This window comes from Mesorhizobium sp. WSM4823, from assembly GCF_055811195.1.
Genome location: NZ_JBVVQL010000007.1, coordinates 83,855 through 102,434, shown reverse-complemented (window position 1 = coordinate 102,434; position 18,580 = coordinate 83,855). Strand labels below are relative to the sequence as shown.

Annotated in this window: 23 protein-coding genes; 19 read left to right on the top strand and 4 right to left on the bottom strand. The window is 61.4% G+C overall.

Translation table 11 applies throughout. The features are described from left to right. The first annotated feature begins 40 nt into the window (after window positions 1-40). The 3 genes from rpe to gph are packed head-to-tail and all read left to right on the top strand — an operon-like array spanning window position 41 to window position 2,006. Window positions 41-727 carry a ribulose-phosphate 3-epimerase gene (gene rpe, locus AC0L26_RS19040; protein ID WP_473633941.1) on the top strand — a complete coding sequence of 229 codons (687 nt, stop codon included), beginning with the start codon at window positions 41-43 and terminating at the stop codon, window positions 725-727. Window positions 728-750: 23 nt separating this feature from the next. Next, the gene (locus AC0L26_RS19035; RefSeq protein WP_473633940.1) at window positions 751-1,308 is read left to right on the top strand and encodes a thioredoxin family protein; all 558 of its coding nucleotides are present in this window, start codon (window positions 751-753) and stop codon (window positions 1,306-1,308) included. After that, window positions 1,305-2,006 carry a phosphoglycolate phosphatase gene (gene gph / locus AC0L26_RS19030; protein ID WP_473633939.1) on the top strand — a complete coding sequence of 234 codons (702 nt, stop codon included), beginning with the start codon at window positions 1,305-1,307 and terminating at the stop codon, window positions 2,004-2,006. The genes AC0L26_RS19035 and gph overlap by 4 nt, the downstream gene beginning before the upstream one ends. Window positions 2,007-2,138: 132 nt before the next feature. Here gph and AC0L26_RS19025 read toward each other — a convergent pair whose 3' ends face one another. Further along, the gene (locus tag AC0L26_RS19025) at window positions 2,139-2,519 is read right to left on the bottom strand and encodes a c-type cytochrome (protein ID WP_473633938.1); all 381 of its coding nucleotides are present in this window, start codon (window positions 2,517-2,519) and stop codon (window positions 2,139-2,141) included. A gap of 643 nt (window positions 2,520-3,162) precedes the next feature. On the opposite strand from AC0L26_RS19025, the gene AC0L26_RS19020 reads away from it, so the two are divergent. The 6 genes from AC0L26_RS19020 to AC0L26_RS18995 all read left to right on the top strand — a co-directional run bounded on the left by AC0L26_RS19020 (window position 3,163) and on the right by AC0L26_RS18995 (window position 7,944). Next, window positions 3,163-3,372, top strand: a complete 210-nt coding sequence (locus AC0L26_RS19020; protein WP_473633937.1) for a hypothetical protein — start codon at window positions 3,163-3,165, stop codon at window positions 3,370-3,372. A 36-nt stretch (window positions 3,373-3,408) separates the two neighbouring features. Then, on the top strand, window positions 3,409-4,410 hold the full coding sequence (locus AC0L26_RS19015) for an ABC transporter substrate-binding protein (protein WP_473633936.1): 1,002 nt from the start codon (window positions 3,409-3,411) through the stop codon (window positions 4,408-4,410). After that, complete coding sequence (locus AC0L26_RS19010; protein ID WP_473633935.1) at window positions 4,407-5,228, top strand: ABC transporter permease; 822 nt, start codon at window positions 4,407-4,409, stop codon at window positions 5,226-5,228. The genes AC0L26_RS19015 and AC0L26_RS19010 overlap by 4 nt, the downstream gene beginning before the upstream one ends. Further along, window positions 5,197-5,955: an ABC transporter ATP-binding protein gene (locus AC0L26_RS19005; RefSeq protein WP_473634120.1), complete on the top strand. Its 759-nt coding sequence runs from the start codon at window positions 5,197-5,199 to the stop codon at window positions 5,953-5,955. The genes AC0L26_RS19010 and AC0L26_RS19005 overlap by 32 nt, the downstream gene beginning before the upstream one ends. Window positions 5,956-5,991: 36 nt before the next feature. After that, a complete protein-coding gene (locus AC0L26_RS19000; RefSeq protein ID WP_473633934.1) occupies window positions 5,992-6,963 on the top strand; it encodes a quinoprotein relay system zinc metallohydrolase 2 in 972 nt (323 codons plus the stop codon). A gap of 117 nt (window positions 6,964-7,080) precedes the next feature. Continuing rightward, the gene (locus tag AC0L26_RS18995) at window positions 7,081-7,944 is read left to right on the top strand and encodes a quinoprotein dehydrogenase-associated SoxYZ-like carrier (RefSeq protein WP_473633933.1); all 864 of its coding nucleotides are present in this window, start codon (window positions 7,081-7,083) and stop codon (window positions 7,942-7,944) included. Window positions 7,945-7,971: 27 nt separating this feature from the next. Here AC0L26_RS18995 and AC0L26_RS18990 read toward each other — a convergent pair whose 3' ends face one another. Further along, window positions 7,972-8,325 (bottom strand): hypothetical protein, encoded by a 354-nt coding sequence (locus tag AC0L26_RS18990; RefSeq protein WP_352931115.1) that lies wholly within the window; start codon window positions 8,323-8,325, stop codon window positions 7,972-7,974. A gap of 688 nt (window positions 8,326-9,013) precedes the next feature. Between AC0L26_RS18990 and AC0L26_RS18985 the strand changes: the two genes are divergently transcribed. The 4 genes from AC0L26_RS18985 (at window position 9,014) to AC0L26_RS18970 (ending at window position 13,059) form a co-directional block, all read left to right on the top strand. Then, complete coding sequence (locus tag AC0L26_RS18985) at window positions 9,014-10,915, top strand: methanol/ethanol family PQQ-dependent dehydrogenase (protein ID WP_473633932.1); 1,902 nt, start codon at window positions 9,014-9,016, stop codon at window positions 10,913-10,915. 174 nt (window positions 10,916-11,089) lie between these two features. Beyond that, the gene (locus AC0L26_RS18980; RefSeq protein WP_473633931.1) at window positions 11,090-11,614 is read left to right on the top strand and encodes a c-type cytochrome, methanol metabolism-related; all 525 of its coding nucleotides are present in this window, start codon (window positions 11,090-11,092) and stop codon (window positions 11,612-11,614) included. Window position 11,615: 1 nt separating this feature from the next. Continuing rightward, entirely contained in the window at window positions 11,616-12,479 is an 864-nt protein-coding gene (locus AC0L26_RS18975) for a substrate-binding domain-containing protein (RefSeq protein ID WP_473633930.1), read from the top strand. Between the two features lie 28 nt (window positions 12,480-12,507). After that, window positions 12,508-13,059 (top strand): PQQ-dependent catabolism-associated CXXCW motif protein, encoded by a 552-nt coding sequence (locus tag AC0L26_RS18970; protein WP_473634119.1) that lies wholly within the window; start codon window positions 12,508-12,510, stop codon window positions 13,057-13,059. A 58-nt stretch (window positions 13,060-13,117) separates the two neighbouring features. Here the strand turns inward: AC0L26_RS18970 and AC0L26_RS18965 are convergent, their stop codons facing one another. Next, window positions 13,118-13,255 (bottom strand): hypothetical protein, encoded by a 138-nt coding sequence (locus tag AC0L26_RS18965; protein WP_164547143.1) that lies wholly within the window; start codon window positions 13,253-13,255, stop codon window positions 13,118-13,120. A gap of 220 nt (window positions 13,256-13,475) precedes the next feature. On the opposite strand from AC0L26_RS18965, the gene pqqB reads away from it, so the two are divergent. From pqqB to pqqE, 4 genes are read left to right on the top strand one after another with little or no spacing between them, the layout of a single operon-like run. Continuing rightward, the gene (pqqB, locus tag AC0L26_RS18960) at window positions 13,476-14,414 is read left to right on the top strand and encodes a pyrroloquinoline quinone biosynthesis protein PqqB (protein WP_473633929.1); all 939 of its coding nucleotides are present in this window, start codon (window positions 13,476-13,478) and stop codon (window positions 14,412-14,414) included. Continuing rightward, on the top strand, window positions 14,411-15,169 hold the full coding sequence (pqqC, locus tag AC0L26_RS18955) for a pyrroloquinoline-quinone synthase PqqC (protein ID WP_473633928.1): 759 nt from the start codon (window positions 14,411-14,413) through the stop codon (window positions 15,167-15,169). The genes pqqB and pqqC overlap by 4 nt, the downstream gene beginning before the upstream one ends. Next, complete coding sequence (gene pqqD, locus AC0L26_RS18950) at window positions 15,166-15,462, top strand: pyrroloquinoline quinone biosynthesis peptide chaperone PqqD (RefSeq protein WP_473633927.1); 297 nt, start codon at window positions 15,166-15,168, stop codon at window positions 15,460-15,462. The genes pqqC and pqqD overlap by 4 nt, the downstream gene beginning before the upstream one ends. Continuing rightward, on the top strand, window positions 15,459-16,580 hold the full coding sequence (pqqE, locus tag AC0L26_RS18945) for a pyrroloquinoline quinone biosynthesis protein PqqE (RefSeq protein WP_473633926.1): 1,122 nt from the start codon (window positions 15,459-15,461) through the stop codon (window positions 16,578-16,580). The genes pqqD and pqqE overlap by 4 nt, the downstream gene beginning before the upstream one ends. Before the next feature lie 9 nt (window positions 16,581-16,589). On the opposite strand, the gene folP is transcribed toward pqqE, so the two are convergent. After that, complete coding sequence (gene folP, locus AC0L26_RS18940) at window positions 16,590-17,423, bottom strand: dihydropteroate synthase (RefSeq protein ID WP_473633925.1); 834 nt, start codon at window positions 17,421-17,423, stop codon at window positions 16,590-16,592. 105 nt (window positions 17,424-17,528) lie between these two features. Here folP and AC0L26_RS18935 point away from each other — a divergent pair, with 105 nt between their 5' ends. Continuing rightward, window positions 17,529-18,005: an SRPBCC family protein gene (locus tag AC0L26_RS18935; RefSeq protein ID WP_473633924.1), complete on the top strand. Its 477-nt coding sequence runs from the start codon at window positions 17,529-17,531 to the stop codon at window positions 18,003-18,005. Between the two features lie 23 nt (window positions 18,006-18,028). After that, window positions 18,029-18,445, top strand: coding sequence for a GFA family protein (locus tag AC0L26_RS18930; protein WP_473633923.1), 417 nt, complete (start codon window positions 18,029-18,031; stop codon window positions 18,443-18,445). The last annotated feature ends 135 nt before the right edge of the window (window positions 18,446-18,580 follow it).

The window sequence follows — 18,580 nt, the reverse complement described above, 5'->3', positions numbered from 1 at the left end:
CAGCGACTGCAAACGGAAGACAGGATGGGAGCCGACGACCATGGGTACCAAAACAATCATCGCGCCCTCGGTGCTTTCTGCCGACTTCTCGCGGCTCGGCGACGAGGTCGAAACGGTCGTCCGGGCCGGCGCCGACTGGATCCATCTCGACGTGATGGACGGCCATTTCGTGCCCAACATCACCTTCGGTCCGCCTGTGATCAAGGCGATCCGTGACCGTACGGACAAGGTCTTCGACTGCCATTTGATGATCGCGCCGGCCGACGCCTATCTCGCCGCCTTCGCCGATGCCGGCTGCGACATCATCACCGTGCATGCCGAGGCCGGGCCGCATCTTGACCGTTCGCTGCAGGCGATCAGGAATCTCGGCAAGAAGGCCGGCGTGTCGCTGAACCCGTCGACGCCGGAAAGCGTCATCGAATACGTGCTCGACCGGCTCGATCTGGTGCTTCTTATGACCGTCAATCCGGGCTTCGGTGGCCAGGCGTTCATTCCAGCGGTCGTCGACAAAGTCAGGCGGGTCAAAGCGTTGATCGGCAACCGCCCGATCGATATCGAGATCGACGGCGGCGTCACGCCCGAGACCGCTCCGCTGGTCACCGCGGCCGGCGCCAATGTGCTGGTCGCCGGCTCGGCCATCTTTAGGGGTGGCACCGAGGCTGCCTATCGCGCCAATATCGGCGCCATCAGACAGGCGGCCGACGGAGCGATCCGGAAAGCCGCGTAAAACCGTCTCATCGGAGGGCAACTATGGCGGCAATCCCACCTGTCTGCGATTTCGGCTGGCAAGCCGTCGATGCCGTTTTGCCCGGCGTCGACGGCAAATCGCATTCGATCTTCAGCCATGCCGGCCCGAACGGGCTGGTCGTGGCCTTCATCTGCAACCACTGCCCCTATGTGAAGGCGGTGATTTCACGCATCGTCCGCGACGCCAACGACCTCAAGGCGCAAGGCATCGGTTTTGTCGCGATCAACGCCAACGATGCCGACGCCTACCCCGATGATTCCTTCGACAACATGAAGCTCTTCGCCAGGACGAACGGCCTCACGTTTCCTTACCTCCACGACGAGCGCCAGACAGTGGCGCGTGCCTATGGAGCCGTTTGCACCCCGGATTTCTTCGGGCTCAACAGCGAGTTGACGCTGCAATATCGCGGCCGGCTGGACGCGGCGCGGCGCGAGGCCGGACCGCCCGGACTGAGACGCGACCTGTTCGAGGCGATGAAGCAAATTGCCAGAACCGGCGACGGACCGCTCGACCAGATCGCTTCGATCGGCTGCTCGATCAAATGGAAGGACGCCGCATGAACGTTGGCACGGGCAGGCCGTTTCGATCGCCCAAGGCGATCCTGTTCGACCTCGACGGCACGCTGGTCGATTCGGCGCCTGATATAACCGCTGCCGTCAACGAGTTGCTGGCCGGCCGCGATCTGCCGCCGCTGCGCCTGGAACAGGTCAAGGCCATGATCGGCGGCGGCGTCAGGAAACTGATCGAGCGAGCCTTCGCGGCTTCCGGAACGCCGCTCCTCGGCAGCGCACTTGATGAGGCCAACCGCGTCATGGCGCCGATCTACCGCAGACATCTGATCGGCCTGACAAGGCTGATGCCTGGCGTCAGGGAGGCTCTCACGCACTTCCACTTGAGTGGGATAGCCATGGGCGTGGTGACCAACAAGCCGCAGCTGGCGGCACGCGAAATCCTGCTGCATTTTGGGCTGACGGACTATCTCGGCGCGATCGTCGGGGGAGACGCTGTGACATCGTTGAAACCGGCGCCCGACGCTTTGCTGCTGGCGCTCGACCAGCTTCAGGTCGAGCCTCGCGACGCGCTGATGGTCGGAGACAGCAGCGCCGACGTGGCCGCCGCGCGCACCGCCGGCATGCCCGTCATCCTGCTGCGTGGCGGCTATACCCAGATTCCCGTCGAAGAGCTTGGCGCCGACCTTGTTTGCGACAGCCTGTTCGACCTGCCTTCCGCCATGCGGCGGCTGCAAGACGCCGCTTGACCGCGCCAACCACCAGGGCGGGCGCCGGCCGAACGCGGTTTCGAACGGCCGGCGAAGTCGGGTTACATCCTGCGGAAGAACCGGGTTATTTCCTGAGGAAAAAACCGGGTTATTTCCTGAGGAAAAACCGGGTTATTTGGAGAATTGCTTCAGATAGGCGATGACGTTGGCAAGGTCCTCGTCCTTCTTGAGGCCGGCAAACGCCATCTTCGTACCTTTGACCATGGCCTTGGGATCGCGAAGATAGTTCGTCAGCGTGGCTTCATCCCATTTCACGCCGGATTTACCGGCCTCGGTCATGGCTTTAGAATATTTGAACCCCGGATGCGTGCCGGCCGTCCGGCCGATAACGCCGCTCAACGACGGACCGATCTTGTTCTGGTCCTTGTCGACGACGTGGCAGGCCTTGCATTTGGCGAAGACCTTCTCACCCGCGGCGGCATCCTGTGCCTGGGATTGGTTCGTGATGAACGTCGCAGCGGACACGACGGCGAAAAATGCGATTGCACGCATGGCATTTCCTCATTGATCGTCAAGGTGCCCTGGACGATTTGCGCAGGCCGTTGTTTGATCATCGGCATGCGTCGTTTTATGGCAGAGCGATAACTTCTCCCTTGCGGAGTTGCGGCGCCTGCATGATGGAAGCTACCCGGCAGACGAGGGATGTCAACCATACTGAAGTCCGGAGAGCGCAAGCACCGGCAATCGCTTCAGACCAATTGCCGTTCGCGGGACCGTAGACGCAGTCGGCGAGCTGCAGATCTCCCCTCTTGCGGGGGAGATTGGATGCCGCCTCGGCTTTCGCCAGCCACCAACGCCGGAAGACTGGGCAGGCGGCAGTGCAAACCGAAGCGATTGCCCTCATATTTTCATTGCTTTGTGACGGCAGTTATGCTAGGAATTTATTCATGGTGCTGATTTGCGCCAGCGACCCGCCCGCCGAGGCGGGTTTTTTGTTTCGGCGCAGATTGGCTCCGATAGAGCGCCGTCTTGTCCATTGGCCTTTGTTGACGGCCATTGGACGAACGCGTAGCCTCAACCCATTCCGGTTTTCCATGGGCACCTCGGGACTCCGGCAATTGGCGATTTTGTCCAGGCTCGCGGATCGGGCCGGATTTCGCCGAAGCGGGCGTCTTAAGCGCGCAAGAGGTGCTGAATGGATATGGTCGACCTCATATTGACGGTTTGCCTGATTGCCAATCCGGGCAACTGCCGAGACGAACATCTCTATTTCGAGAGCCGTGGCTCCCTGTTCCAATGTATGATGCTGGCGCCCAGCGAAATCGCGAAATGGTCGCAGGAACACCCTACCCTCACGATCAAACGCTGGAAATGCGCTTTCCCGAACAAGGACCGTGCGATCTGATCGGCGCCGGCTTATCCTGGCCCGGGAGGAGGCATCATGATGATTTCGCGTCGAGGAACGCTCCGTCTGGGAGCCCTTGGAGCAGCCGCGGCGCTTGTCTCAAGACCCCCCTTCGTCACCCCCTCCTTCGCTATGGGCAAAGTCCGCATCGGCGTGCTGAAATTCGGCACCGTGAGCTGGGCGCTTGTCGCCATGAAGCACCACAAATTCGACGCAGCCAACGGCGTCGATCTGGAGGTCGTCGACTTCGCCGGCGAGGATGCAACCAACGTCGCCATGCTGGCCGGAGCGATCGACATGATCGTGACCGACTGGCTGTGGGTCTCGCGCCAGCGCTCGGAAGGCGTCGACCTCGCATTGGTCCCCTATTCGACCGCTGTCGGGGCGGTCATGGTGAAAGAGGGAGCGCCGATCCGCACGATAGCCGACCTCGAGGGAAAAAAGATCGGTGTCGCTGGCGGCCCCCTCGATAAAAGCTGGCTGCTGATCCAGGCGCTGGCCAGGCGCGATCACGGCCTCGACCTGCCGGCAACCAGCGACATCGTCTTTGGCGCGCCGCCGCTGATTTCGGAAAAAGCGATGCAAGGCGAGCTCGATGCGGTGCTCAATTTCTGGCATTTTTGCGCCCGGCTCGAGGCCAACGGCTTTCGTCGGCTGATCGGCGCGGATGATGCGGCGAAAGCGCTCGGGGCCTCGGGCGCGGTCTCGGCGCTCGGCTACGTCTTTCACGACAAATGGGCGAGTGAAAATCCGGTCGCTATCAGGGGCTTCATCAAGGCTTCCGCGCAGTCCAAGGATTTGCTGGCCAGATCCGACGATGAGTGGCTGCGCCTTGCGCCGATCATCCGTGCGCAAGGCCAGGAATTGGCAAAACTGCGTGACCGCTATCGCGAGGGCATTCCCAGACGCCCCGTCGCCGAGGATGCGGCCGATGCGGCCAAGCTCTATCGCGTGCTGGCCGAGATCGGCGGCGAAAGGCTGGTCGGCCGCGCGCCGGAGATGGCGCCCGGCACGTTCTGGCGGGAACTCCTGAAATGAGCGCCCCTGACACTGGCGATCGCACGCCTGGCGCGGTGGCCGACGGCCAATCCAGCTTTGCGACGGTGCTGACACCTGCGCTGACGGTCGCGGTCTCTCTGCTCGGGCTTTGCCTGCTGTGGGGTTTTGCAGCAAATGCCTGGCCGAGCCGCGCCTTTCCAGGGCCGGGACAGGTCTGGCAGGTGTTGCTCGCGGAGGCGGCGAGCGGCGACCTTTTTTACCATCTCGGCGCCACACTCGGCCGGGTTGCCGCGGCATACGTCATTGCCATGGTCGTCGGCTCGGTCATCGGCGTTGCCCTCGGCAGTTACCGCAGCGCAGACCGATTCTTCAGTCCCTGGGTGATCCTGTTTCTCAACATTCCCGCGCTGGTGGTCATCGTGCTCGCCTATATCTGGTTCGGCCTCAACGAAGCGGCCGCGATTGGAGCGGTTGCCGTGAACAAGATCCCGAACGTCGTGGTGACGATGCGCGAAGGTGCCAAGGCGCTTGATCCGAATTATGCCGAAATGGCCGCCGTCTACCGCTTCGGTCCCCTCGAACGCATTCGCCACGTCCTGCTGCCGCAATTGCAGCCCTATCTTGCCGCCGCCTCACGATCCGGCATCGCCCTCATCTGGAAGATCGTGCTGGTGGTCGAACTGCTCGGCCGCTCCAATGGTGTCGGCTTCCAGATCTATCTCTATTTCCAGCTCTTCGACGTCGCCGCCATTCTTGCCTACACGCTGGCTTTCGTGGCGGTGATGCTTGTCATCGAACTCCTTCTGGTGCAGCCCGTTGAACGACATGCAACCCGTTGGCGCCGTCGTCCCGCTTAGGGTCGATATCGCCGAAAAGACTTTCAGGTCCGCGCAAGGCGTCTCGATCACGGCGCTTAGGGACCTTTCCTTCGAGGTCCGGCAAGGCGAGTTCGCCTGCTTGCTGGGACCGTCGGGGTGCGGCAAGACCACGACGCTGCGCATCCTGCTTGGGTTGGACAAAGACTTTTCCGGCTCCTTCCAATTGCCTGAAGGCGGCCAGTTACCGGAGGGAAGCTTGGGCCGCATCGCCGCCGTATTCCAGGAGCCGATCTTGCTGCCGTGGCGGACGGTGGAACAGAATGTCAGGCTGGCGCTGCCGAAAAGCCTGAGAACGAAGGACCTCGACGGGCTGTTCGACACGCTCGGTCTCGCCGGCATGCGCTCGCTCTACCCGGCGGAGCTTTCGCTCGGCCTTGCGCGCAGGGCAGCACTCGCCAGGGCCTTCGCCACCGAGCCGGCGGTGCTTTTCCTGGACGAACCCTTTGCCTCACTCGACGAGCGGACCGCCGAGCGGCTTCGGCATCTGCTTTTGACCGTGTGGTCGGCGCGGCCTACGACCGCCCTCATGGTGACGCACAATCTGCGCGAGGCCTTGATGCTGTCGGATCGCATCATCGTGCTCGCGCAGCGGCCGGCCCATGTGCTCGGCATGTTCGACGTAAGGCTGCCGCGGCACTATCGCAATCCACAGGTGATGAGCGACCTCTCGCGGTCGTTCCATCAAAAATTTCCGGGCGTTGCCTGATCGCCCAACAGTTCGCAATCCATATCGGGGAACGCCATGCCGATCGACAGGGTACGACGCAAGCTTGTGAGCGGCTTCGCCTGCACCGCAGTCGGCGCCGCGATGCCGCCTTGCTGCCTAGGGCGAGCAGCTCTCGCCGCTGCCGGCGGCCTTGAATTCAAGGTCAGGAAAGTCGCCGACGGCGTCTTCGCCATCCAGGGCGTGGATGAATTGATGAACGCAGCCAACCAGGGCGCGATCTCGAACCTGGGCGTCGTCGTCGGCACCGACGCCGTTGCCGTTATCGACAGCGGCGGCAGCCTGGTCGAGGCGAACGCGCTCATTGCCGCGATCGGCAAAATGAGCGTCAAGCCGGTTCGTTACCTGATCAACACCCACATGCACCCCGACCACATCTTCGGCAATGCGGCGTTTCGGGAGATCGGCGCGACCATCGTCGGCCATCGCAATCTGCCGCGTGCGCTCGAGGCGCGCGGCGCGTTCTACCTGCAAAGCTTTCACCAACAGATTGGCGATACGCTCATGAAAGGGGTCGAGATCATACCGCCGACGATGCTGGTCGATGATCGCCTGCAGCTCGACCTCGGCGGGCGCGTGCTCGAATTGCGGGCATGGAAGGCGGCGCACACCGACAACGACCTGACCGTCTTCGACAGCGCGACCCAAACGCTGTTTGCCGGGGATCTCGTTTTCATCGACTCCTTGCCGACGCTCGACGGATCGCTGCTCGGCTGGCTGCGCCAGATGGATGCGCTCGCCGCGATCGGCGCCGCACGCGTCGTGCCGGGCCATGGCCCGGTGCCGGCCGACTGGCCGGAAGCGCTGACGGCCGAACGGCGCTATTTCGAGGTTCTGGCGGGCGATATTCGCAAGGCGATCGCCGACGGCACACCGCTCAGCGAGGCAGTCAAGACCGCTGGCACAAGCGAACGGGGCAATTGGCGTCTGTTCGGCGACTATAACGAGCGCAATGCGACGGCCGCTTTTGCCGAACTGGAATGGGAATAGATCCCACCGACAAGCGCTGGACACGACGAGGTGGATCGATTTGCCAAGGCATCGTCAAAGGCTTATCCTCGACGCCAGCCTGGGCACCACCTCTCTGACATTGGTGGAGGCATTGGAATGCAAGACCATGCTTATCGGAGCCGGCAGCTAGCCTTGCCGCTCGCAGCTATCTTTGCCGCGATCATCCTGTCCGTCGGTACGCTCCTCGGTTCCTCCGGAACCGCCAACGCACAGCAGACAACCGCGTCTTCGGACATGATCTGGCAGGATCTGAAAGGCGACGTGTTCGGCGATCGGGCAATTCTGGTCGATAGCGGCGTCGTCAGGATCGAGGCGCCGAAGCGGGCGCAGGATGCCGCCATCGTCCCCGTCGACATCTATATCGACCCCGCCAAGGCGCCCGACGGCATCAAATCCGTCACCTTGATCATCGACGTCAATCCGGCGCCGGTGGCCGCGACGTTCCAGATCGGCAAGGATGCCGGCGTGACGCATCTGTCGACGCGCGTGCGCGTCAACGACTATTCCTATTTGCGCGCCATTGCAGAAACGCAGGGCGGCGAACTCCATATGGCTCAGACCTTTGTCAAGGCGTCAGGCGGATGCTCGGCTCCGGCGGTCAAGAACCAGGACGAGGCGAAGGCGACGATGGGGCAGATGAAGCTGCGCCAATTCCCGCCTCAAGAGACGATGACGAAGGCACAGGAATTGCAGCTGATGATCCGGCACCCGAACAATTCGGGCCTGCAGCGCAATCCGCTGACCCAGTATTTCATCCCCGCGCATTTTGTTCAGAAACTGTCGATCTCGCAGGCAGACCGGCCGATCCTCTCGATGGAAGGTGGAATATCGATTTCGGAAGATCCCAATTTCCGGTTCGATTTCAAGGCGCACGGCGACGGCGAAATCCAGGTCGAAGCGATCGATACCGATGGCAAGGTGTTTCGCAATCAATGGCCGCTGGAGGCCACGGGACTCTGAAGTCTCGAAGCCACGTGCGCAACGCGTTCAAAAGCAGCGCACGTCTGCTTCCGCCTGCGCGCGCTTCAGTTCAGTGCCGGCGGCTTTCGCCGGCGCGCTTTCGCGAAACAGTCCCGAACGCTCCCCCGTCGTCAGGGACATGCTCTTGAAGGTCTCGGCCCTTTCATAATGCTCGAAGGGAACGATCGAGGCGATGACATCGATCGAGCAGGAACAGCTCTCCAACGCCCGACGGGTCTGGCCGTTCGTCTGCATGCAGCCGAGTACATACTCGACAACCGTCGCTGTTGGATAATCGCCGGCGGCGCCGGCCGGATTTGCGAATGCCAGGGCCGATGTAAGCAATAGCGGCAAGGCCGAAAAGCCGACATGTCTGATCATGCAGAATCCTCCTATTGGCCTGGACGCGATTTATCGAGCCTGATGGATCGGCCCCCATCGGTCGAGACAGATCCACCACACCAGTTGGCCTCGTACCACCACCCCGGTCAAGCTCTCATGCCCGGCGTATAGTACCAAAGGAGCAATGCCTTGCCGGCCGGCAAAAGGCCTCTCAGATGACGCGTTCATCCGCTCCGAATCCTGGTGTTGGCGTTCATTTCATGCCGCTCTCACTATCGCCACCCGGAGCGACGGGCGCATACTTAACGCCATAGGCTCTAGTGAATATTACTAAATAAAAATCGATACATTTGGCCAAAAAAATACGCAAAACATGGCAAGTTATATAAATCCTCCCTTTGTCACAGTCGATCAATAGCTTTATGTATGAGTTTTTTTATATTTATTTCTCTATATTGCAGTGCAACATAGACGGAAGTGATTTTTCTTGCCATCCGCCTGGGGATGACATAGCTTCATCCTGTTTCCGGCTTCAAGGGCGTCACCGTCATTAGGGAGCGGCGACAGTCTTTCGTAGGCCAAGTGGGATGGGCAGTAACGGTGCCCTCTGCTCATTCGGCTTAGGTCGTGACACGCTGCCGGAAATACTTCCCCCACATGAATCGCTTGGGCAAGCCCTCGTGGGCTCAACGGACGATTCGTCATTGTGAACCCTGGGAGGACTTTGATGCGTGTATTTGCGAAAACTGCCTACCTACTAACGACCGCGGCGCTCATGTCGTTCGGCGCGGTCCACATGACATCGGCCAATGAAGAACTGATGAAAATGGCCGAAAACCCCAAAGACTGGGTGATGCAGACGGGTGACTACGCCAACACCCGCTTTTCCAAACTTAACCAGATCACCAAGGACAATGTGAAGAACCTGCAGGTCAAGTGGAGCTTCTCCACTGGCGTGTTGCGCGGCCATGAAGGCGGGCCGCTGATCATCGGCGATGTGATGTATGTCCACGCGCCGTTCCCCAACACCGTCTACGCTCTCGATCTCAACAATGACGGAAAGATCCTCTGGAAATACGAGCCCAAGCAAGACCCGAATGTTATTGGAATCATGTGCTGCGACACGGTCAATCGTGGCGTCGCCTATGGTGACGGCAAGATCATTCTCAACCAGGCAGACACCACCGTCGTGGCGCTCGATGCCAAGACCGGCAAGGTCGTCTGGTCGATCAAGAACGGCGAGCAGACCGATGGTGGAAAGGGCGAATCCGGTACGTCAGCACCCGTAGTCATCAAGGACAAGGTGCTCGTCGGCGTCTCCGGCGCTGAATTCGGCGTTCGCGGCTGGTTGGCCGCCTACAATCTGTCTGACGGCAAGCTCGCCTGGAAAGCCTATTCGGAAGGTCCGGACGCAGACACCCTGATCGATCCCGAAAAGACCACCCATCTCGGCAAACCTGTCGGAAAGGATTCCGGCACGAACACCTGGGAAGGCGAACAGTGGAAGACAGGCGGCGGCACGACATGGGGATGGTATTCCTATGATCCCAAGCTGAACCTGGTTTATTATGGTACCGGCAATCCCTCGACATGGAACCCGGTCCAGCGCCCAGGCGACAATCGCTGGTCGATGACGATCATGGCTCGCGATGCGGATACTGGTGTTGCCAAATGGCTCTACCAGATGACCCCGCATGACGAGTGGGACTTTGACGGCATCAACGAAATGATTCTCGTTGATGGCATGGAGGTCGGCGGCGCCAAGCGCGACGTGCTGGTGCATTTCGACCGCAATGGCTTTGCCTACACCATGGATCGCGCCAATGGCGAACTTCTCGTCGCCAAGAAATACGATCCGGCAGTGAACTGGGCGACGGAAGTCAACATGGACCCCAGCAGCGACCAATACGGCCGCCCGCAGGTCGTGGCCAAATATTCGACCCAGCAGAACGGAGAAGACACCAACACGACGGGCATCTGCCCGGCGGCGCTTGGAACCAAGGACCAGCAGCCGGCGGCCTATTCGCCGAAGACCGGGCTGTTCTACGTGCCGACGAACCATGTCTGCATGGACTATGAGCCTTACAAGGTGAGCTACACTGCCGGCCAGCCTTACGTGGGCGCCACCGTGTCGATGTATCCTCCCCCTGGAGGCGACGGCAACATGGGCAACTTCATTGCCTGGGATGCTGCCAAGGGCGAGATCGTCTGGTCGAAGCCCGAGCAGTTCTCGGTGTGGTCGGGCGCGCTGGCAACCGACGGCGATGTCGTCTTCTACGGCACGCTCGAGGGCTACATCAAGGCGGTCGATCATGATGGTAAGGAACTCTACAAGTTCAAGACCCCGTCCGGCATCATCGGCAACATCACGGCCTACGAGCATGGCGGCAAGCAGTACATCGCCGTTCTGTCCGGCGTCGGTGGATGGGCCGGTATCGGTCTGGCAGGTGGACTGTTGTCGCCTGATAACGCCGCTGCCTGGCATGGTGCCGTCGATCAGGGCCGTGCGCAAGGCGACGAGGCCGCGGTCGTTGGGACCGCTGGTCTGGGTGCGGTCGGTGGCTACGCAGCACTTGCCGACTACACGACGCTGGGCGGCCAGCTCACCGTCTTCGGTCTCCCGGACTGATACACGGGAACCTTAGGCATGCCTCGGGTCGGTGACCCAAAGGCTTGAAAACCGAGAGCCCGGATCACCGGGAAGCCAGGACCGGGCTCTCGATTTCGCCGCGCCCCTAACATCGATCAATGCTGCTTCACGACAGAAAAATCCGTGTGCGTGGCAAATGAAGGAAGACACTGAATGTCCGTTCGCATTGTAGTTTCCGCTCTCGCCCTGACTCTGCTGCCTCTTGCAAGCTCAAATCTCGCACAGGCCCAGGACAGCGCGGAAAAGGCCAAGGTGGTGACGGAAGAGAACGGCAAGTATTTCGACGCGGAGGGAAATCCGACTTACAAGATCGAAAACGGAACCGTGGATTGGTACACGTTCAGCGGTTACCGCCGCTATCATTCCGATTGCCATGTCTGCCACGGACCGGACGGCACAGGTTCGACCTATGCGCCGGCCTTGGTCAACAGCCTGAAAACAATGGATTACGCCACGTTCCTCTCGATCGTTGCCGAAGGCCGCAAGAATGTCGGCGGCGGCAAGGAGAACGTCATGCCTGCCTTCGGCGACAACAAGAACGTCTATTGCTACATGGACGATCTCTACGTCTATCTTCGTGCCCGCGCCGACGGTGCGGCGCCCCGCGGCAGGCCACCGAAGAAAGCAGACAAGCCACAGGCAGCGAAGGATGCCGAAGCATCCTGTATGGGTGGATGATATGATTGGCCGTGACGCGTTGAAGCTGCGTTTTGTCCTGCCGATCCTCGGCGCACTCGCCTTGCTGCCTTCGAATGCCCAGGCGCAAGGCGCCGGGCTCGGTGCGGCGGGAGAACTGGTCGACCCCGACATTCTGCGCGTCTGCGCCGATCCTTCGAACATGCCCTTCACCGACAAGAGCGGCGAAGGCTTCGAAAACAGGCTGGCCGAACTGGTTGCCGCGAAAACCGGTCGGAAGTCCGTCGCGTACACATGGTTTCCTCTTGTTGCCGGCTTCGTGCGCAACACGCTGGCCGCCAATCGATGCGACATCATCATGGGCTATGCCCAGGGCGATGAACTGGTGCAGAACACCAACGCCTACTATCGCTCCTCCTATGTGCTGGTGCACCCGAAGGGCAAAGGCATGGAAGGCGTCGAGACGATCCAGGATCCCAAACTCGCCGGCAAGAGGATCGGCGTCGTCGAAAGCACGCCGCCGACTGCCAACATGGCCGCCAACAAGCTCTTGCGAACGGCAAAAATATATCCGCTGGCCGTGGATACACGCCTCACCCCTTCCATGGGCGAGGTCATGATCAAGGACATGCTCGCCGGCAAGATCGACGCGGCGGTCATTTGGGGACCGATGGCAGGATATTATGCCAAGCAACTCGGCGCCGATCTCACGATCGTTCCGCTGGTGAAGGAAAAGACCGGCTCGCGCATGTCCTACCGCATCACCATGGGCGTGCGTCTATCCGACCAGGAATGGAAGCGGACGCTCAACCGGGTGATCCGGGAAAACCAGGCGGAGATCACGAGGATTCTACTGGACTACAATGTCCCGCTGATCGACGAACACGACAATCCGATCACGCAATGACGATACCGGTATGGGGGACAATATCGGTATGAAGGGAAAGGAGACGATTTTGCTGGTCGCTGCGAGCCTCCTCAGTCTGACCCAACCGATGTGGGCTGGCGATATCGCCGAGCCCGGCGGCTACCGGATGGACGACTATCGGGCGCCGGTGCCGCAGACGCTGCAAGGCGCAAGGGTGGTGACGACTGCAGAGGCGGAGGCGCTGTGGCGGGAGAAGAAGGCGGTGTTCTTCGACGTCATGCCGAACACGCCGAAGCCGGCCAATTTGCCGGCAGGAACGATTTGGAGAGAGGCGACCAGAAAGGACATCCCGGGCAGCATCTGGCTGGCCAATGTCGGTTACGGCGCTATCTCCGAGGAGACCGCCAGCTATTTTCGCCAAGGCCTCGCGGCCGAAGCCGACAAATCGCGCGCTATTCTGTTCTATTGCATGACGAATTGCTGGATGTCCTGGAATGCCGCGAAACGGGCCATCGAATGGGGCTACAGTTCGGTGATCTGGTATCCGCTCGGCGCCGATGGCTGGGAACGCGCAAACCTTCCGCTGGAGGAGAAGAAGCCCTACGTAATTAGCAATTGAAGCATGAACATTGTTATTTTCGATCGTCTTGTTTTTCGACTTTTCAGAACCTACCGTTTCATTTGTCCATTTTGAGAGCTGATGGACGAGCCATTGCAATGGTGCCCAGCAATGGTTGACTGAGAAAAGGATCGGCCCCTTCGGGCTGGTAGAAGAGGAGAAATGCCATGAAGAAGAGCTGGACGAAACCGACCATGTGCCAAGTTGCTGCGGGCTTCGAAATTTCGCGGTATCTGCCTGCTGAAATTCCTCCCAAGAAGTAGGCCGCAGAGGTGCGTGCCCCTGGCAACGGGGGCACGCACTCCCTTGCCGCGCGAGGTCTTCGTGAAAGGCTTTGACGCGTTCAATACGGGTGCGAAGCGATTCGCAGCCGAGGATTTCCTGCTGGTTGAACGAGCCGCAGAGCGGGCATTGCAATGCGCTTGAAGATCATCGGCTCGGCGGCAGGCGGCGGCTTTCCGCAATGGAACTGCAATTATCGCCTGAGCCGCGCGGCTCGCACCGGGATGGCTGGCGTGCATTCGCGAACTCAATCGAGCATCGCCGCGTCAGCGGATGGAGCCGGCTGGGTTCTGTTCAACGCCTCGCCCGATATCCGCCAGCAGATTGCGCAAACGCCTGAATTGCAGCCCGCGCACGATGCGCCGCTGCGCTCGACGCCTATCCGTGCGGTGGTGCTGACCAATGCCGATGTCGATCATGTCGCCGGCCTGCTCAGCCTGCGTGAGCGGCAGCCTTTCGCTATCTATGCAACGACACAGGTTCTGGCGACGCTGGAGGCGAATTCGATCTTCAATGTTCTCGATCCGGCGCTCGTGCCGCGACGCATCTTGCCGCCGGCGGAAGAACTGGCGATCTGCGATGCGGACGGCCACGACACCGGCGTGGCTGTCGAGAGCTTTCCCGTGCCCGGGAAGATAGCGCTCTATCTGGAGGAAAGAAGCCAGCCGGATGCCAATTTCAGCTCCGACGCCGGCGACACGGTCGGCGTCCGTATCGCCGGCGCCGTCAGTCGCGGCTCCGTCTTCTACATCCCCGGCTGCGCGCGCATCGATGCGACCCTGCGCACGCGTCTGGCTGATGCCGCCTGCCTTCTGTTCGACGGCACGGTCTACACGGACGACGAGATGATTGCGGCCGGCGTCGGCCAGAAAACCGGTGCGCGCATGGGGCATCTGGCAATGTCGAGAGAGGCGGGTTCGATCGCCGGCTTGGCCGATGTGAAGATCGACCGCCGTGTCTTCGTCCACATCAACAACACCAACCCTGTCCTGGACGAGAATTCCGCCGAACACGCAGCAGTCAGAGCGGCTGGCTGGGAAGTCGCCCGCGACGGGATGGAGATGGAATTTTGAGTGATTTCCACGACGCGGCCAGGAACGGCCTGTCCTCCAGCGAGCTCGAAGCCGTGCTGCGGCAGGTCGGTGCCGAGCGCTATCACAACCGCCATCCTTTCCATCACAGGATGACCAGCGGTGCGCTGTCGAGGACCGAGATGCAGGCCTGGGCGCTGAACCGCTATTGCTACCAGGCTGTCATTCCGCGCAAGGACGCCATGATCCTCGCACATGCCGAGGACCCGGCGTTTCGCGCCGCCTGGCGCAAGCGTATCGAGGACCATGACGGCGAGGACGGCTGGAGCGGCGGTATTGCGCGCTGGCTGCATCTGGCGACCTCGCTCGGTCTCGATGCCGATGCGGTGAAGAGCGAAAGGCTGGCGCTGCCGGCGACACGTTTCGCGGTCGGCGCTTACCTCTCCTTTTGCACGAACCGGACGCTGTTCGAGGCGGTCGCGTCGTCGCTGACCGAGATGTTCTCGCCGCTCATCATCGGCGAGCGGGTGCCGGCGATGCTGGCCAAATACGAGTACATCACCGAGGATACGCTGGCCTATTTCAGCCGACGGCCCGAACAGGCCTCGCGCGACGCCGACTTCGCCCTCGCCTACGTGCTCGGCCATGCCAATACGGCACAACTCCAGCAGCAGGCGATCGATGCGCTGGTGTTCAAATGCGATATACTGTGGACCATGCTCGACGCGCTTCAACACGCCTATGCCGAGCCGGGAAACATACCGCCCGGCGCCTTCCGTCCGGAGGCAGCCCTATGATGGCGCTGCGCGAAAGAGCCCTGGTGTCACCGCAGTCGGTGCCGTCGCTGCCGAAACACGTGCGCATACAGTACGACCCCGTGCGACAGGCATTCGCCGTGCTTTCGCCGGAAAAGGTGTTTTGGCCGAACGACATCAGCCTCGACATATTGCGCCGCTGCGACGGGCGGTCCACGGTCGGCCACATCATTGCCGATCTTGCCGCGGAATATGACGCCGAACAGGAGGCCGTGGCCGCCGACGTCGTTGCCTTCCTGCAGGAATGGTCGGACAAGCTGCTGGTGAAGCTATGAGCGAGCCCCTTCTCCCTCCGATCGGCATGCTGGCGGAATTGACGCATCGCTGCCCGCTGCAATGCCCTTATTGCTCCAATCCGCTCGAATTGCTGAAGGCCAATCGCGAACTCGATACACAGACCTGGCTCGACCTGTTCTCGCAGGCCGCCGATCTCGGCGTTCTCCAGGTGCATCTGTCCGGCGGTGAACCGACGCTGCGCCGCGACCTCGAACAATTGATCGCCGGGCTTTCGGCGCGCGGCGTCTACACCAATCTGATCACCGCCGGCGTCGGCATTGCCGAAGGCCGCATCGAGGCGTTTGCCGAAGCCGGGCTCGACCATCTGCAGCTGAGCTTTCAGGGCGCACGGCCGGCGACCACCGACCGCATCGGCAACCACAAGGGCGGCCATGAAAAGAAGCTGGAGACGGCACGCCGCGCCCGCGCGGCCGGCCTGCCGCTCACCATCAACGCGCCGATCCATCGCCACAACATCGAGGAAGTGCCCGAATTCATCGATCTGGCGCTTTCGCTGGGCGCGGAGCGGCTCGAGATCGCCAACGTGCAGTATGCCGGCTGGGCGCTCACCAATCGCGATCAACTGATGCCCGAGCGTGATGCGGTCGACCGGCAGGCGGAGATCGTCGCGGCGGCGCGCGAACGGCTCACCGGCATCATGAACATCGATTTCGTCACGCCGGATTATTTCGCCATCTATCCCAAACCTTGCATGGGCGGCTGGGCGCGCGATGCCTTCATGGTGACGCCGGACGGCACCGTGCTGCCATGCCATGCCGCACAGACCATCCCGTCGCTCAACTTCGAGCGTTTCGGCCAACGCAGCATGGCCGATATCTGGATCGATTCGCCGGCCTTCAACGCCTTTCGCGGTACCGACTGGATGCAGCAGCCCTGCCGCAGTTGCGAGCGGCGTGAGATCGACTGGGGCGGCTGCCGTTGCCAGGCGATGGCGATCGCCGGCGACGCCGCCGCGACGGACCCGGCTTGCGCGAAATCGCCGATCCATGCGCGCATGGCAATGCTGATCGACGAAGCCCAGCGTGCTGCGGCAGTTCCGTCGCAGGACGAACCATTCGTCTACCGGCGGATCGGCGTCGTGACCGAGCCCGCCTAACGCGCTCTTTTATTTCACGGTCTCGCGCTCGCGCACCGCGTCGGCGAAAGCCAGTGCATCGCGATTGACCGCGACATTGTGCACGCGAAAGATCGAAGCGCCCTTCAACCGCAGGATGACGCTGGTCGCCGCTGTGCCGACGTCCCGCCCCTCGTCACTTCCGCCGACCAGGTGACGGGCAAGACGCTTGCGAGACGTGCCGACGAGCAATGGAAAACCGAGAGCGCGCAACTCCCCGAAGCGAGCCATCAGCTCAAGGTTTTCCTCACCATCCTTGGCAAAGGCGAAGCCCGGATCCAGCACGATGCGGTCGTCCGGAATGCCGGCGCCGCGCGCGATCTCCAGCGATCTGTTCAGGAACAGGAACTGGTCGGCGATCACATCCGCCAGTTTTTCACGGTCGCGCCCGGTGTGCATGATGACGAGGCCGGCGCCGGTTTCCGCCGCGACATGCGCAATGTCGGGTTCGCGCTGCAGCCCATGCACGTCGTTGACGATATGTGCGCCGGCCGCGACCGCCAGACGCGCCGTCTCGGCCCGGTAGGTGTCGACGGAAACCAGGCTGCCGCCGTCGGACGACAGCGCCTCGATGACCGGCAGGATGCGCGACTGTTCCTCGCGCGCCGAAACAGCGCCGGCGCCGGGCCGGGTGGACTCGCCGCCGACGTCGATGATCGCAGCGCCCTCGTCGATCATGCGCCGCGCCTGCTGGAGCGCCCGCTCCGGCCGATCGAATTCTCCCCCGTCGGAAAAACTGTCCGGCGTAACGTTCAAGATCCCCATCAGCAGCGATCTCGCGCCAAGATCGAGATGCCGTCCATGAGCAAGCTGCCAGCGCGTCATGCATCAACCTTCCGTCTACTAGAGGCCATTCGCGACACGATTGTCACTCACACGAGTCCGGTTTCCCCATCTACCTACACTCATGAAATAAAAAGGAGCGTAGCAATGACCAAGGAAACGATCAGCTTTGCTTACACGACCTATATCGTCTCAACACCGGAAAAGGTGTTCGAGGCCATAACGAAACCAGACCTCGCACGGCGCTACTGGGGCCACGAAAACGTCTCCGACTGGAAACCCGGTTCGAGATGGGAGCATATCCGCGCCAACGATGAACGGACCGTCGAACTCGTCGGCGAGGTGGTCGAGGTCTCCCCGCCGACCCGTCTCGTCATCACCTGGGCAAACGCCTCGCAGGCGTCCGATCCGGCGAGCTACAGCCGGGTAACCTTCGAGCTCGAGGCGTATGAGGCCATGGTCCGGCTGACCGTCACTCATGACGAACTCGAAGCCGGCAGCGGCATGGCGAATGGCATCAAAAAGGGGTGGCCGATCGTCCTCTCCAGCCTGAAATCCTTCCTCGAGACGGGTCAGGCGATCGATGTTTTCGCGAAGCCGCGCGCGTCCGAACTGGCAGCCTGATCCGCGAACAAGGAACCAAGCAGATGAGCACTCTCTACACCGGCGGATGCGCATGCGGCGCGGTTCGCTACGAGGCAAAGGCAGCCCCCATCTTCGAGAACCACTGCCACTGCCGCGATTGCCAGAAAAGAAGCGGCACCGGTCATGGATCCTATCTGACGTTTTCGTCGCGAGCGGACGTGACGATCACCGGCACGACGACGGAGTGGCGTGTCGCGGCGGACAACGCAAATGTGAAAATCCATTCCTTCTGCCCGGTCTGCGGAACCCCGGTCTACCTGACGTACACCGCCATGCCGGACCCGATCACGATCCATGCAGCAAGTCTCGACGATCCGGGCCGGTTCAATCCGACCGTAGTGACCTACGGTATCCGAGCCCTCCCCTGGGACAAGATGGAGACCGGGCTGAAGACCTTCGATAAGATGCCATCAGGCTGACCGGCATCGGAGCTGACGGCTCCACGACAATTCCGGTGGAGACCACCGGTCCGCGACGGGCCACACTCGAATCACGGTGACAGTGCACTTTTTGCCATATTTGCTCGGCTGTGTTGGTGAGCGGAGCGTCGGCAA